We start from the raw sequence: 15,619 nt of genomic DNA on the forward strand, positions 1-15,619 counted from the left end.
CAGGCTTGTATATGGCCACCCATAGCGGCCGTTCTGCAGTTTATGAAATCATTAGCCGCTTTATATTGATGCAGTGGCAGTTTTTTATTCTTGCTATAGAATTCAAAGTCCTGCCTGAATATTTTCTGAACCGTTGTGTTCATGAGTTCCATCGGATGATCAAGAACTCTCAAAGATAGAACACAATCCTGTTATTAACTTCCCCCAGCGCTAGCTGGGCGCGTGCAACAGCTATTAGAACTCAAGAGAGTGATATTAAATATTACACTCACATGCGGTATATCCCCCTAAATCAGGGGTAATTAACTCACTTGAGGTATATCCCGCTTTTCCTGTGTTCTGAGAAAACTAAAATTATCAGTCGGTTACGACTATATTAGCGGACGACCAGAAATCAGCCGCACATGAGGTATTTGCTCTATCAGCCAAATTGCCAATAGTACTGTTTATAAAGTCAGTCTATTGAAAATAGCTGACCGAATAATGATCATTCTGTATAAACAAACGTCAGGAAGAAAAAGGGAGCAGATAAATCGATCAATTATTGTTCTTAAAACAAGGGCGCGAAAAGCATCAAAACACGCTACCGCCCCTCAGTTCCCTCTCAGCAAGGTACAAAAACCCCACAACCGACTGACGAATCCATTTGTCCACTACTGCTTATTTTGTCCAGCCTGATTCTGCCATGTTATTTGCTGTTGAGACAGACGTCTAGGGTCGATTTTTATGAATAATTTCACATTGCCTGAAAATGCACCAATCGAATGCATTCTGAAGCGGTTACATGGGAAATCGTAGGTAGAGGAGTGATGCGGGGAAAGGGGCAGAACGTTGGAGGCAGTGGCTCATAGAAAACCACTGCCTTTTTTAGTGGGGGATCAGTTTGCAGAAGCGTTTCTTTGCTCGCTTTTAAACTCATAACGAACCACGCTGATAATGGCCAGGGAACAGGTTGATGCTACGCCGAGCATCCAGGCTAAGTACCACATTATTTTAACTCCTGTTTTTTAGTGAACCTTTCATCGTTTGTGTGACCTGAATTTCTTATCTCTGTTAACTGATTAACTCATAACCACGGCGCAACAATAGTGATTCGCAAAGGTTAAGTAAACTTTAATGATTTTATCAGGGGGATAAGTACTGCTTATTAGTGAGTAGGACGGAGTATCTCTAAAGGGGTATGCAGGGCTTGTTGGAGTAAGGCGAGTGACATAAAAAAGAGCGGCGGATTCTATCGGGAGTTGGCAGTGAGCACAATGCTCATTATCCTTGGGGTTCCACTCTTTAGACTTCAAGACGATGAAAGCCGTAACTTATTCTCGTTCCTCTGATGCCTTCAAGCTCAGTACTCTGCCTGTTCCCGAGTTGCAATCGGACTACGATGTCCTGGTAAAAGTAAAAGCCGTTGCCCTGAACCCTGTGGATTGCAAGGTGAATTTCTGGCATACCGGTGTCGCTGATATGGATGACAGTTTTGTGGGTGGTCTGGATGTTTCTGGTGAGATAGCTGCGGTGGGCGACAGTGTTACTGACTGGGCTGTAGGAGACCAGATTCTCTATCACGGTAATATGTACCGTAAATATGGAGGCTTTGCTGAATACGCCCTTCACGACAGCAGAACCCTGATCCAGCATCCCGATGTGGCTATAGAGTATGCTGCAGCAACCCCATGTGCTGGCTGGACAGCTTTCCGGGCACTGACAGACAAGCTGAATATTCATAAGTCTGACAGCCTGTTTATTGCGGGCGCTTCCGGTGGAGTCGGCAGTTTTGCTGTTCAGCTGGCCGATAATTTTGGTGTTAACAGCATTATTGTCAGCTGCTCAGCAAGAAATCGAGAATTTGTGGAAGACCTGGGGGCCACAGACGTGATTGATTATACGCAACAAGACGTCTTTACCGAGGTGATGAAACTGACCGACGGCAAGGGCGTTCATTCTGCTCTGGATAGTGTGGGTGGCGATAATGACATTCTTTGTGCCTCTGTATTGGGGTTTGAAGGCGCTATGTGTGAACTGGTAAGAACGGTCAGGCCGGAACAATACCCGGATGCCTTTGCCAAAGGGCTCAGTTTTCATCAGCTCAGTCTGGGATCAGGCCATGGGCATGGCGATTATGGACGTAATACTCTGGTTAGAGCCGGTGAAGTGTTCAGTCAGTTCCTGGCGAACGGTCACATTCGTGTGCCTGAACTGAATACCCTGTCTATTGAGGATATTCCTGAAGCCCTTATACAAATGAGAAACCAGCGCACGGTGGGTAAGCTGGTAGCGCTGCTATAGATGTTGATGTTGCTTTAACAATAGATGGCTGATTGAAACCCTCTCCAGAGAGGGTTTTCAGGACAAGGCTTTATTTTCGAACGATCGATGCCGATGCAATTCCAGTGATTCATGTTTTTGTGTGCACAATGGTGCAAATATAAAAACACCTTCAGCCCTTGTGCCACAGCAGGTTGCAAGGTGTACCGCTTTATAGTCTGGCTTTCTCCTGTCTCTGCATAGCTGAATTTGTTAGTATTGCCGCCCTCAAAAAGTGTATGGAAGTAGTATGAGTGCTAATCAGCTAGCTCTTGAAGATATCACTAATGGCCTTGAAATCATCCGCGTTCGCTATGAAATGCCCGATTCCTCTGCTCTTGTCCGGTATACCACTCGTTTTGACGATGACCAGCCTGAAGAACTGACAGTTCATTCCTCCTGGGGCGACCCTGCCGTCAGTGCCAAGAAAACCGGTACCTTCTCTCTCAAGAATCTTGTTAACGAACTTCGATTTGCCTATGTCCTGGTGCATGCTTTCCCCGATGAAACAGCCATGGATTATTTTCTGGCGGGTATGAATACCGGGTTGTCGCAACTGGAGTTTATCGGTGGCAATTACGATTTTGACCGTATGTGGGTGACCAGAGGTATCAGTAATCTGGGCCTGCCAATCGCGATCTTCCTTGGTCAGCGTCATGCAGTGAATGCCCAGCCCTCTGTAACGCTCGTGGATCATCGCCAGAAAGCGATGGGCGAGGTGGTTTATCGTGCTGTCCGAGGGGCAGGTGACCATGTAGGTGAAGAGTTTTTTACGCAGGATTAAGGAGCCGGCATGAGAGCTAAGTCCGGTCTGCTTCAAGGCCTTAATCCACCCATGGCGGTGACCGCCATGACCATCATAGCCCTGTTTCTGCTGGCAGGAGCTTTCCGCCCGGAGCTGGCGGCTGAGTCCTTTACCGGCTTGCGGGATTATATTATTGCCGGTTTCAAGTGGTACTACATACTGGTAGTGGCACTGTTTTTCTTTTTTGCTGTTTTTCTTATTTTCAGTCGCTTTGGGGACATTGTATTAGGCGACGATGATCAGAAACCGGAGTTCAGTTATTTCTCCTGGTTCTCCATGCTCTTTGGTGCGGGCATGGGTATTGGATTGATTTTCTGGAGTATTGCCGAGCCCATATATCACTTTCAGTCCAATCCGTTCGTGACTGAGGGCGGTACTCCTGAATCAGCACAAACAGCCATGCGGCTGATGTTTTTCCACTGGGGCATGCACCCGTGGGCTATCTATGTTGTAGTGGGTCTGTCGTTAGCATTCTTCAGTTATCGTCGAAAGCTGCCACTGGCCATTCGCTCTGTACTTTACCCGATTCTTGGTGACCGTATTTACGGATTCTGGGGTCATGCCGTCGATGTGCTGGCTGTATTTGGTACCGTATTCGGTGTAGCCACCTCATTAGGGCTTGGAGTCTCCCAGGTCAATACCGGTTTGAATCAGCTTCTGGGCATTGATGTTACCATCACCAACCAGTTAATACTGATAGCGGTTATCTCCTGTATCGCAACACTTTCCGTTGTCTCGGGCGTAGGCAAAGGGGTGCGTATACTGTCAGAAATGAACCTCTGGCTGAGTATTATAATTCTGCTGTTCTTTGTAGCGCTTGGGCCTACTATTTATATTCTCAACAGTTTTGTTCAGAATATCGGTGATTATCTGTCGCATATTGTCAGCCTGAGCTTCTGGACCAACTCTGAGTCCGACGGTGTTTCGGCCTGGCAGTCCAGCTGGACGACCTTCTACTGGGGCTGGTGGATTTCCTGGTCACCTTTTGTCGGTATGTTTATTGCCCGCATCTCTAAAGGTCGAACCATCAGGGAGTTTGCCATTGGTGTGCTGCTGGTGCCATCTCTGCTGGGTATGTTCTGGCTGACAGCCTTCGGCGGCACAGCGCTGCATATTGAACTGTTTGGCCCTGGTGGTGTGATTGATGCCGTCAATAATGACGTAACGGTTGCCCTCTATGAAACCATCAGTCTGATGAATACCGGGTGGATAGAGCCTGCAGCCAAAGTGCTGGTTACTCTGTTGATCTGCACCTACTTCATCACTTCCTGTGACAGTGGCACGCTGGTTATCACTACATTGTTATCAGTGGGTGATGATGAACCCCCAATGCGTCACCGCATCATCTGGGGTGTAGGGCAGGGGCTGGTAGCCGCCATTCTGCTATTAACGGGTGGTCTGGCAGCGCTTCAAGCCGCATCCATCATTGCCGGTCTGCCTTTCTCAATCATCATGCTGTTCATGTGTTACGCACTGGTGGCCGGTTTGCGTAATGAGAAAAACAGAGTCTTTGAAGACCGGCTTCGTCTACGAGCTCAGGATGCATCGCCGCACATGAACCTGTTGGAGCGTATTGGCCCGGGTACTTGATTGGGTCTAAATGGTGCTGCTGCTTCTAGGGTTGATGCAGCAGCTTTTGCATCTGAAAGTAACTTTTAGAAGTTACTTTCAGAGCAGTCTTTGCTGTTGAGAGGAATACTCATTCAGTGAGATTGTTTTCTATTTCTATCTTCGCTTGCTGAAGTCTCTGGAAATTATTATGGGCTTCAGGATTGTCTCTGTCTTTGTCGGGGTGCATTTCTAATGCCATTTCCCGATAGCGTTTTTTGAGTTCTTCTCTGGTGGGAATGTTTGACTCGTCAAACCCCATAAATTCCAGGGCTTCTTTAAAGTCATTGACCAGACGCTTGTTGCCAAAGAGGCTGCGGAACATCTCACTGAAAGGAATAGAGCTGGTCACCACTTGTTTGTGAAAAGAGGTCAGATAGCGGCCTAAGTGCTCTCCATCTGTAAAATAGAATTCCCTTTTGATCATCAGGTAGAAAATCGTATAGGTGCGGACACCATCGACACTTTCAACCCTTAAAACGGCAGTTTGATTGCTCAGTGTATAGTAGCCAAAGGCCAGTTGCAGGAGTCTTTCTGCAAGTTCCTGCGCATTACCGTCAGAGGTCAGAATAATGGTTTGCTTTTTAGACTTTTTACCGCTGATTGCTACTTCTGTTCCTGTTACCTGATCGGGTTCAAGTTCTACATTGTCTGGGTCTTCTTCCTCAGCACTGTCTACCTCCAGGCGCCTGTGCTGTCGTACTACTTCCATAGCTGCACGCAAGATGTATTTTCTCATCAGCTCGGGGTCTGGTTTATCAGAATCTTTCAGTCTCAGTGATTCAGATCCTGACCAGGCCGTCATGGCCCCTATATAGAACGCTCCTAATGCGGTAGAAAATTGATCTTCGCGGATTTTCAATTTTTTGCAAAACTCGGCAAACAAACCCGTCAGGTCAACACCCGGCATGGCTCTGCCTGAGGGTATTTCCTCAGCGCCTTCGCTTAGGGATTGTCGGTAAACGAGGTCATGGCCTGTTGAAACAATCGCTTCCCGCATGACTCCGCGATTTTCAATGAACCACTCAGGGCGATGGGTTAGCTCTTCAATCATGTAGTACAGATAACTGGCGGTAAAAAGGGTTGCAAACACCAGACCTTGAATGGCTCTGGAACCAGTCACCATACTGGTTGCATAGGTACCTGCACCACTGACAACCATAGTGCTCAAACCGGGCATCCAGGGATAGATCTTTTCCAGAAAGCTTTCAGAGGGAGGAGGTGCCAGAAGCTCTTCATCACTGGTTCCTGTTTGTTCCGCAGTAAGCGGTACGACGGCTGTTTGAGTTGGCTCAGGTGGGGCAGTGGTAACAGTCTCATCGCTGTCTTCCTCCTCTGAGTCTTCATCTTCATCCTTTTTATCGTCATCACTGCTCGGAGGGTTGTCTGCGAATACTGTTCTAGGCAGCCCATCGGTGTTGACCGGCTCTGAAGGGGTTAAGAACTCATCGTGATCGACTTCAGGATTGATTGTTAATTCATCTTTATCTTTTAGATCGAGTTGAGTTTCCTTACTTTCATCCTTTTCGAAAGGTGAAAGAATATTGTCTGTTGGCAGCTTCTCTTTCGCCTTCCTTTTTTGCTCCTCAAGGTATTCTATTGCCGGATCCAGCTCAGCTTCATAACCATCGTAATAAACTTTGTACTGAGATGAGCTTTTACTGGCAGATTTACTTAGATCCAGTGGCTCGGGAGGACCTTGATCCTGGAGCAGTTCAAGAAGCTTTTTGGCTTCAGGGTTTGAAAAGACACCCAAGAACTCTTCTTCGGGCATCCATGGATCCAGAATGCCTGATGGCGCCAATGCTCCCGCCTCCCAAACGTGCATGGGGGCGCTGAGAAAATCGATACCGGCACTGGAGGAAAGGGGGGTGATAAGACAGTAGATAATACATAAACGTTCTATAAGATTTATTTTCATGATTTATCAAGAGAGTGATTGATAAGTCTTGAAAAAATAGCAGACCTTTAGGTAAGTGCTTTTTTTGGTTATGCTCTTTTGTTTTCCTTCTACTTGTCATGAAGTAGCGCGTACTTTTATTTCAATTTACAATCTGTTTTTATTCACTTCTGTACAGAAGTAACGGATAGCGATAATCTGTTATAAGCAATCTTACCCTTAGGCTCTATCAGGGCTCAGAATGGATTCTAAAATAAGGTGATAAGTTTGATATGAAAAAGCATTTCTTCAAATGCACCAAACAGTTGGGTTTGGTATGCCTGTCACTGCTGATGTCTTTTCCTTCATTCTCAGAAGCTGTCACTGAGCGTCCAACTCTTGAACAATTAATAGAAGCTCGTAAGCAATGGGAGATCCTCAGCGAAAGAGGGGATGCTGATGCCAGCGCAAAATTGGGAGCTCTCTATCTTTCCGGATCTCTTGGAACTCTAGACTTTATTAAGGCCAGAAAGTATCTGGCACTAGGCGCTAAAGTTGATGTGTCTGCACGACTGGCTTACGGTCACTTGCTGATGAAGGGGTTGGGAGGGGAGACAGATCTTGCAGGTGCAGAACAGGTTTTTGCCACGGCGTCGAAGCTTGGAAGTCTGGAAGGTTTGTATCTAAGAGCCAAACTGGTTTTAGGCAGAAGCGCATCAGAGTTAGAAGTTCGAAACGCCGTTAATGATATTCATCGTGCGGCTACAAAGGGTTTTCCTCCTGCGTTATCAACGATTGCTGAATTACACAGAACAGGTACGTTTCTGGAAAAGAACCCCCAAAAAGCCGTAGAGTACTATTTAAAAGCGGCAGAGAGGGGCTATTCAGAAGCACTTTCAAACGTTGCCGAAATGCATCTTTTTGCTGAATTGGGCTCGGCGGATATTAATAAAGCCGAGGACTTTTACCGGAAAGCCATCTCAAAGGGCGTAAAGTCTGCAAACTATTCATTGGCTTTCTTTTTATACAATAAAAATCAGAACAATAAAGCGTCACTGGGCGAGTCATTCCGAATAGCGAAAATAGCCTCTTTGGCTTGGGATGAAAGGTGCCAATACCTTCTTGGGTTAATGTATTTCGAAGGCATGGCCGTGGCCAGTGATCATGAGCAAGCGTATTTCTGGTTGGATCTTGCGGCCAGTGCCGGTGTGTTTGAAGCCCATCATATCAGGGCGCTGGTTGCCAGAACGCTCTCGAAGGAACAGATAAACAAGGTGAAAAGTCGAGCCCGTGAATGGTTTGTGGCCAATCATGATCGTCCCCACGGCCATCTCTTTATTGATAGTTCAAAACACAGGTATCAATAATGTCTTTTGTTCTTAATGCATTTATCTGGCTGGTCAGTCTCTTCCATATCATGGCTGCCCACGGTGATGTTATAAAGTCTGATCAGGGTCATTGGGAAATTGCCTTTGAAAAGCCCATTGATAAGATCGGGCTGCACAAAATTACGGATGTAGACTTCAGCCTGCTGCCAACGGATAAAACGCCCGTGTCTGATTTAAAGCTTAGGGTCGAGGGTGGTATGCCTGGACATGGGCACGGTTTTCCAACGACCCCTTATATTGAAGAACAGAGTGCTGGGCTTTATACCCTCAAGGGGGTCAGCTTTTCCATGCGCGGTGAATGGCTGCTGGTCATTAAAGTTGAAAGCGACAGTCAGGGTTCGGATCAATTTACGCTGCCCCTTTATATCAGGCCATGAACGGACTCAGTCCATTGTTTGTCTGCCTGGGATTGCTGTTCAGCGCAATGACAGATGCCAATGACATAGAGGATGCAAAGTATTTTTCCATAATGGGGCTGCAGAGTACTCCTGATGACCCTTCCAATGCATTTCAAAGAGATCCAGATGCGATTGACCTGGGCAGAAAGTTATTTTTTGACAGAGGTATGAGTGCATCCAAAGAAATCGCCTGCTCAACCTGTCACTTCACCAACAACCAGTATATTGCCAATGAGTCGATACCCGCCGGGAGCCCTCGTGCTTTCCGTTCCGTCATGCAAATTACAGGTGTCGCCTACAATAGATTTTTTTTCTGGGATGGGAGGGCCGATAGCCTTTGGGCTCAGGCATTGGGACCCATCCAGAATCCCGGTGAGCATAATCTTGATCGTCTGAGTGCGGTGCAATATGTCGTCCGGAATTATGCTGCTGAATTGAATAAGATCTCCTCCACATCAGCTAAATACGAGGGATATTTAAAACGTGTGAAAAATTGGAATGAATCCAGTAATGATGACCCTCCGACGACATCTATTAACTTTCTGTTTTCTTTGATGGGTAAGTCTCTGGCAGCTTTTCAGACGAGTTTGCCGGTTCAACCTTCGCTCTGGGATAACGTGGCCCGGGCTAAAATCAAGGGTACGCCACTTGATAAGGCACAGGAAAAGATCTGGAAAGGTTTCAGGATCTTTACGGGTAAGGCAAGGTGTTCAAGTTGTCATGATGGCCCTTTATTTACTGACTTTTCTTTTCATAATACGGCCATGCCCACCCGACCGGAGCTGGGTATTGAAGCAGGACGTTATGAGGTGTTGCCCCAAATCAAGAGTAATGAGTTTGGTTGTTACAGTCTCTATTCCGACGCCAGTAAAGACGAGTGTCGCCACTTGAAGTACGTGAACCAGAGTATTGATGAAAACTTTGGTTCGTTTAAAACCCCAACGCTGCGCAATGTCCGAACAAAAACGCATTTTGGGCATGCGAGCCAGTTTTCATCTCTGCAACAAATGATTGATCATTATGATACTGCGCCAGTGGGTGTCCATGGTCGAATGCTCAATACACGAACGCTGTCTGAGTTAAAGCCTATTGGGCTCTCCAGCAGTGAAAAAGAAAGCTTGCTTGAGTTTTTGAAGGCTTTGTAAGGCTGCTTTTTAGCTTTATATAGAGAGATCTATCTACCTGGACTTTTTGAGATGACCGAACAGCAGTGCCCGAGTAGGTTCATTTCTAAGTTTCCAAATTGAACTGTCTACATAGTAATGGTGTATGTTAATTGCGATAGCCAGCAAGCCTATGAGAGTAGGGGTTGCACTTTGCAGGTTCGCGTTCATTTCTGCCTGATAGAAAACCGCTGCACCGGCAATGACACAACCCAGATAAATCAGTTTAATTCTGGTACTGGAAGATACCTTTGGATGGGAAGGTGCTGGGCGGTTAGCTTCGACCCGGGTTACAAAAACCAGATACTGCAGTGAGTGTGCTATCTGTACCCAGAAAATAGCAGCCGGATTGAGAAAGATAGCCAGATACCAGAAGAACAGACTGAACCCTATCCCGACCGTTCTTACGTCGATCTGTCCCTTTTTCCAGGCTGGTAACAGCAGGCAGCCTGATACGACGAAACCGGAAAAAGCCAAACCTGAGACCAGCAGGTATACAGTGTCGTGCTGCAACCAGTCGACCCAGGATACGGTGGGCAAAAACCGGGCTGCCCAGACAACATGCCATAAAATCAAACTTCTGAAGCACCAATGGAGAATGCGTTTCTCATGGGTGTTCCATTGATGGCCGGATAAAAGGGTAAAAGCAGAAAAGCAGCCCCAGGCCTGCCCGACGTAATGCCATGCCAGATAAAATGAGGCTATCAGCCAGAAGCCGTAGGATAAAAGCAGTGAAAGACTGACATGTTCGGGAGTACTGTTAGCAAGACTTCCAATAAGGGCAATCAGCAATACTAAAATACCCGGGACAATAAGAGTTGCGCCGGGAAAGCGTTTAAAACAGTCTGGCTGTCTATAGAGAAGCCGATAGGACACCATAAAATGTGGCCAGTTAAGAAGAAGCTGCAACAGGAGGGCGGTTGTGATCAAAGGCATGCCGTCGTTGCTGGTTTCTATCTGATAGCCGGTTAACAACATGCCTGCAATGACTAAAACGGAAAGGCCTGAGGTGAGCCAGAAGTCTGTCCAGAATCCAAACAGGTTTCGGGGCTGAGTCGTTGTGGAGTTCATCATAATGGGGTCAGTTTAATGTCCGTATATAATCCGCAGACCGGATGGCAAGTGCCTGAATGGTCAGTCCCGGGGACTCACCGCCACCGGTTGATGGAAAAAGGCTGGCGTCACAAATAAAAAGATTCTTGATGTCATGGACTGAGCCAAAAGCATCACAGACACTCTGTCTGGGGTCAGTTCCCATTCGACAGGTGCCAAAAACATGGGTTGATGAAAATGCATCGGCTGAACTGAATGTTTCGAATGGAGAGTCGCAACCAGCTGCATCAAGAATCTTTCTGCATTCAGCATTCATGAACGCCAGACGCGCCATGGCATTCTGATCCAGATAGGAATGAATTCTGGGTACTGGGATACCGTGTTGATCTAACTGATCGGAAAGGCTGATATAACTTTTTTTATGGGGAAGACATTCACCTATAGAAGTTATGGAAAGCACTTTGCCCAGTTGCTCTCTCATCCGGGCTTTGTGTTTCAAGCCCCAACCCGGTATTACCCTTGTTGCATAAGCGACTGGCCCCACCAGATCACTCTCTGACATAGAGGGACCGAAGCGACAGCCACCTATGACGCCCGGAATCGAATCGGGTGCATTGTACTTCCAGCTCACCCAGTTCACGGGCAAGCCTCGATGGCTGCCAAGTTTCTCAGGATGTTCTGCCGATACGGTGGTCAACAGAGTTTCCATGAAGTTTTGGCCGACCTGGCCATTCTGATTGCCTATACCGTGGGGGTAATGGGCGTTTTTTGAGTTCAATAACAGTCGAGGTGTTTGGACCGCACCTGCTGCAAGAATGATCCATTGTGCGGACAGTTTGTGCAGCTTTCCTTTATGAGATGCCAGAATACTGCTGATTCTCCCATGGTGTGTTTCTAACTTAAGGACTTCTGTCTCAGGGAGTATCTGGCAATTTCCACTGGCTAATGCGTGTTTCAGGTAGGTGACATCTATGCTTCCTTTGTCCGTAAGCATGCAACCACGCTGACAGCCCCCACAGTAATTACAGGCAGGACGATTATCATAAGGTTTACTGAGAACAGCCAGAGAGTTGGCCTGGGGCTGGTGGCCCACTCGAATAGCCGCTTTATCCAGTACCTTTGCAGCAAAACTGTATGGGTGGGGAGGCTGTGGGTATTTGGCTGAACGCGGACAACGGGTGTCACTGAGGGGGCCTGCCACACCAACCCGTTCTTCAGCTGTCTGATAGTATGGTTCGAGCTCCTTATAACCCATGGGCCAGTCGGCTGCGACTCCGTGTTGGGTTTTCATTTGCATTGAATCGGGATTGAGTCGATGAGCCTCACCGGTAAAATGCAGTGAACTCCCCCCAACACCGCGAACATGGTGGTAGCCAAAATTAGCTCGCCGGGAACCTTTAACCAGCAACCCCTTCATTTTGTTCCAGGATCGCAATTCATTTTTAAGTTCGTGAATAGGTTGAAGCTCGGCGACTTCATAGGCTGATTTTGAAGCCGTTTTGTAGGGGAAGGGCTTTTCCCAAGTATGGGAGGATTGTCGATAATCAGAAGGCGAATAAGATGGGCCTGCATCCAGTACAAGTACTTTGAAACCATAATGGGACAGTCTCCAGGCGGCACTGCCGCCACCTGCACCGGCGCCAATTATAATGACATCGGCTTCAAAGTTTGCCAGGGGGCTCTTCATGATCCGGATACCCTAGGGGTTGAATAGGCCGGTTGATATCCATGCCAGTCCAGGATGCACTGTTGTGGTAGTAAAGCGTCATTGCATCTTCTCTTATTCTTTCAATAAAGACGCGGGGCAGGGTCATCTCTGGTTGATTAAAAGCAGCTTCAACAATTCGAATCTGAGCATTTGGGGCAAGCTCAGGAAAAGGTTTATAAAATGATCTGAGGCTGGTGGTATTAAACCACTGAGTGCCTTGTTGAATCAGTTCCGGATAGCGAGGGATTTGAGACGCAGTGTCTAATAATGATTCTTCAATTTTAAGGTCAGTGGCACCGGGCGTTGAATCACCTGGAATCAAAACATCCAGAACAGAGGGTAATACTCCCGGGGGGACAGGCTCTGGATTGTTTAATTGAGCATAGGTCTGTTCCCAGCACAGTGGGGCAAGGGCCAAAAGCTTGAGAACCAGTCTTCGGCTGATTCGGTTGTGGGAATGCGTTGAATGATCTTGTTGTTTATTGGACATTCCAATCTCGCAACATTGAATGGACGGTTATTAAGAACAAACAGACATTTAAGACCTGTGATTAAAATTAAATTTGTTTCTTCTTCTGCCGCTAATCATGTTGACTTAATAAGAAGCTGTTCAAAGGTATCTATTTGATATCTATGCCATTAAAAAGAACTAAAAACAAGCTTTAGACAATACAAAGCAACAAACAACAAGGGAAGAAGTCATCATGGAGAGGATGATTCTAAGGTATGTGCTGGGTATTCTGTCGCTTTTGACAGTATCCAGTGTTACCCACGCTGGCCATCTGTTCACCCAGGCATCATCAAATACCCCCACCTGGATCCAGTCTGGCCAGGGCATCGTTATCAAGCAATACGGTGATGAAGGTGGTTCCGGGTCTGGCAATATAGACATTAATTTTGCAGCCAACAGTACTCCTCCTGATGATGCGGATACCTCAAACTCTAACTGGTGGCAGTGGAGTGCGGGTGATGTGATGAGAATCACTCTGCCTCTGACAGACAATACATACACCTATACCATTGCATACGATGCTGCGGGCTCAGGTGGCTGCGATTATGACTTTTGTGGTCAAACAGGCTCATCAAGCCTTAATGTCTCTGGCACTGACCTTGGCGGTAGTGGAGTCACCCTCCCTGATCATTCAGGTGAGGAATCTTCCTATGACGAATCGGATGTTTATTTCAGTTGGTCCATAGAAGCTCTGGCTGGAGAGTTTTCACTGAGTGGGTATCGCATCCGTACATCGGACGGAACCATTGATGGAACCGGGGCCGGTATTCTGGATCAGGATAGCGTTGTTGATGCCGATGAGGTCGCTAATAATGTAGGGGGAAGTGTCCCTGACATTGATAATGCCAAAACCGAGTATACGCCTGATGAGCTGAACAATAATCAGGTCAATCCGAAGTTTACCGGTGGTACCCTTACCATTGGTTCAGGTACCGATTCGATCACAGCAAACTTTTCAGTGGATGCTAACGGCGGAACCATTCAGACCAACGGCGATACAGAAATTGCCGGCGTTATCAGTGACGATAGCGGCAATGTTGGTAGCAGCGGCTCGTTAACTAAAACGGGTGATTCGGAGCTGACGCTTTCCGGAATCAATACCTTTGCAGGTGACATTATTGTGGAAGCCGGCACTCTGGCAGCAGAAGGAAGTCTGGCCGGTGGCGTTGTGGTCAATAATAACGGTACCCTCAAGGGGTCGGGGGTTGTTACAGGCATCACTTCTAACGGTATTATCGCTCCAGGTGATTCTCCGGGCACGTTAACCTCTGCGGGCAACGTAGTAATGAACTCGGGTTCTACTCTGCAAGAGGAAATTGACGGATCAAACTACAACCCTGCAGGTGGTGCTGGTAGTTATGACCGGGTTGCTGTAACAGGTGCGGGTAACACATTTACTGCTGACGGGACGCTTGAGATTTTACTGAGGGGCATTACTGCACCGGCGAACAATGATTTCACGCCTGTGTTGGGTGACAGTTTCCGGATTGTCACTACCGAAGAAAGTAATGGGGTCAATGGCAGCTTCGTTACTGTGAATCAGCCTGCATCCGGGCTTTCTGACAATACAAGGTTTGATCTTCAGTACGGTAACAATTATATCGATCTGGTTGTGACTCCGGGAAGTTATGCTGTTTACGCTGCTCAGAACGGGAACCTCAATGCCCGTAATGCTATGACTGCTCTGGAAGCAATCCGTCCTGCTGCTGGCGTAAGACCTTCAGGTTCTGATCCATTCTCCGGACTCATGGGATTGTCCGGAACAGTGTTGAATACTTCCATTGCTCAGTTGTCTGGTGAAATTCATGCGCAAAGTGCCAATGATGTTAAAGATCAGATGATTCTGCTCAGCGATTTATTGGTGACCAGTGCCTATGAATTGGACCCCGATGAAATGCTTTGGGCAAACGTTAGCTCAAACCAGATTGAGTATCGTCAGGACAAAATATCATCAGGCTATGATTCCAGTGCTCGCTCTCTAGTGGTGGGTTATGACTTTAAACGAGAGGAAGACAAACGTTATGGGCTGGCGTTGAGTTACTCCGATTCCAAACTTTCTGCCAAATACGCGTCATCTTCTGAGAACACTCTGGCTACCATGCTGGCTTATTACGAAGGAACGAAAGAAGCAGAAAAACTGGAGGTCTTCCAGCTAAACCTTAATCTGGGTTTGGGAGTCAGTGAGCGTGAAATTGAACGAAGCGTTTCTCTTGCTTCGGGCATCAATACCCATAAATCATCGGTTCAAGAGTCTGTTTTATTCGGTCAGGCTCGAATTTCTCATCTTCTAAAAGACGGTGAGCATGCTGATATCACCGGGTATTCCAGCTTGAGATTTCAGGCCCTTAAAGGCGATGCTTATCAGGAAAAGGGTTCGGCAGCTACCATGCTATCCATTGATTCAGGCAGTCAGACGTCAGCCCAGCTTGGAGTTGGAGTCCTGATTAACTTTATTGATACCAATAAGGTTGACTGGAGTCTGGATATGGGACTGTTTACTGAGTTGGTCAGGGATCATGAAACCCTTGATAGAGATTTGAGTCTTGGGGCTGCCCGCTGGGAAGTGGAGGGGACTGATGTTGGATCGATCAGTGCCAAAGTTGCAGCGCATGGTAGCTGGAAGTTCAGTGAGAATATGTCGGGTTTTGCTGCTTTGGGTGTTTCAGGATCATCCAACCGTATCGGTGGATATGGTTCTCTGGGGATTCGGATTGATCTCAAATAACTTGCGGGCTGCAATCCATTCTTGATTACTGAAGCCCAAACAAAAAGACCTGCAACAGAATTGTTACAGGTCTTTTTCGT

At 47.1% G+C, this 15,619-nt stretch carries 12 protein-coding genes and 1 pseudogene; 7 read left to right on the top strand and 6 right to left on the bottom strand.

The genetic code is table 11. The features are described 5' to 3' along the window. Together WG89_RS33200 and cydX are read right to left on the bottom strand one after the other, a co-directional pair. Positions 1–143: pseudogene (locus tag WG89_RS33200) on the bottom strand (IS91 family transposase); the annotation flags it as partial. Positions 144–878: 735 nt separating this feature from the next. Further along, positions 879–989 carry a cytochrome bd-I oxidase subunit CydX gene (gene cydX / locus WG89_RS29590; RefSeq protein WP_079253963.1) on the bottom strand — a complete coding sequence of 37 codons (111 nt, stop codon included), beginning with the start codon at positions 987–989 and terminating at the stop codon, positions 879–881. A gap of 310 nt (positions 990–1,299) precedes the next feature. Between cydX and WG89_RS21040 the strand changes: the two genes are divergently transcribed. The 3 genes from WG89_RS21040 to WG89_RS21050 all read left to right on the top strand — a co-directional run bounded on the left by WG89_RS21040 (position 1,300) and on the right by WG89_RS21050 (position 4,696). Next, positions 1,300–2,283 carry an alcohol dehydrogenase catalytic domain-containing protein gene (locus WG89_RS21040; RefSeq protein ID WP_062269507.1) on the top strand — a complete coding sequence of 328 codons (984 nt, stop codon included), beginning with the start codon at positions 1,300–1,302 and terminating at the stop codon, positions 2,281–2,283. A gap of 268 nt (positions 2,284–2,551) precedes the next feature. Then, complete coding sequence (locus tag WG89_RS21045) at positions 2,552–3,085, top strand: hypothetical protein (RefSeq protein ID WP_062269509.1); 534 nt, start codon at positions 2,552–2,554, stop codon at positions 3,083–3,085. 9 nt (positions 3,086–3,094) lie between these two features. Continuing rightward, complete coding sequence (locus WG89_RS21050; protein ID WP_062269511.1) at positions 3,095–4,696, top strand: BCCT family transporter; 1,602 nt, start codon at positions 3,095–3,097, stop codon at positions 4,694–4,696. A gap of 109 nt (positions 4,697–4,805) precedes the next feature. Here the strand turns inward: WG89_RS21050 and WG89_RS21055 are convergent, their stop codons facing one another. After that, complete coding sequence (locus WG89_RS21055; protein WP_079253964.1) at positions 4,806–6,635, bottom strand: J domain-containing protein; 1,830 nt, start codon at positions 6,633–6,635, stop codon at positions 4,806–4,808. A 251-nt stretch (positions 6,636–6,886) separates the two neighbouring features. Here WG89_RS21055 and WG89_RS21060 point away from each other — a divergent pair, with 251 nt between their 5' ends. Genes WG89_RS21060 through WG89_RS21070 form a run of 3 tightly spaced genes read left to right on the top strand, consistent with a single transcriptional unit; the run spans position 6,887 to position 9,524 of the window. Continuing rightward, positions 6,887–7,960, top strand: a complete 1,074-nt coding sequence (locus WG89_RS21060) for a tetratricopeptide repeat protein (protein WP_062269515.1) — start codon at positions 6,887–6,889, stop codon at positions 7,958–7,960. Continuing rightward, a complete protein-coding gene (locus WG89_RS21065; protein WP_062269517.1) occupies positions 7,960–8,358 on the top strand; it encodes a FixH family protein in 399 nt (132 codons plus the stop codon). The genes WG89_RS21060 and WG89_RS21065 overlap by 1 nt, the downstream gene beginning before the upstream one ends. Then, positions 8,355–9,524, top strand: a complete 1,170-nt coding sequence (locus tag WG89_RS21070; protein WP_062269519.1) for a cytochrome-c peroxidase — start codon at positions 8,355–8,357, stop codon at positions 9,522–9,524. Before WG89_RS21065 ends, WG89_RS21070 begins: the two co-directional genes overlap by 4 nt. A 33-nt stretch (positions 9,525–9,557) precedes the next feature. On the opposite strand, the gene WG89_RS21075 is transcribed toward WG89_RS21070, so the two are convergent. The 3 genes from WG89_RS21075 to WG89_RS21085 are packed head-to-tail and all read right to left on the bottom strand — an operon-like array spanning position 9,558 to position 12,793. Further along, positions 9,558–10,616 (bottom strand): hypothetical protein, encoded by a 1,059-nt coding sequence (locus tag WG89_RS21075; RefSeq protein WP_062269521.1) that lies wholly within the window; start codon positions 10,614–10,616, stop codon positions 9,558–9,560. A gap of 7 nt (positions 10,617–10,623) precedes the next feature. Then, the gene (locus tag WG89_RS21080) at positions 10,624–12,282 is read right to left on the bottom strand and encodes a GMC family oxidoreductase (RefSeq protein WP_062269523.1); all 1,659 of its coding nucleotides are present in this window, start codon (positions 12,280–12,282) and stop codon (positions 10,624–10,626) included. Beyond that, on the bottom strand, positions 12,257–12,793 hold the full coding sequence (locus WG89_RS21085; RefSeq protein ID WP_062269525.1) for a gluconate 2-dehydrogenase subunit 3 family protein: 537 nt from the start codon (positions 12,791–12,793) through the stop codon (positions 12,257–12,259). The genes WG89_RS21080 and WG89_RS21085 overlap by 26 nt, the downstream gene beginning before the upstream one ends. A gap of 214 nt (positions 12,794–13,007) precedes the next feature. Between WG89_RS21085 and WG89_RS21090 the strand changes: the two genes are divergently transcribed. After that, positions 13,008–15,539, top strand: coding sequence for an autotransporter family protein (locus WG89_RS21090; protein ID WP_062269527.1), 2,532 nt, complete (start codon positions 13,008–13,010; stop codon positions 15,537–15,539). Positions 15,540–15,619: the final 80 nt, after the last annotated feature.

It is taken from the genome of Endozoicomonas arenosclerae, from assembly GCF_001562015.1.
Classification (GTDB): domain Bacteria; phylum Pseudomonadota; class Gammaproteobacteria; order Pseudomonadales; family Endozoicomonadaceae; genus Endozoicomonas_A; species Endozoicomonas_A arenosclerae.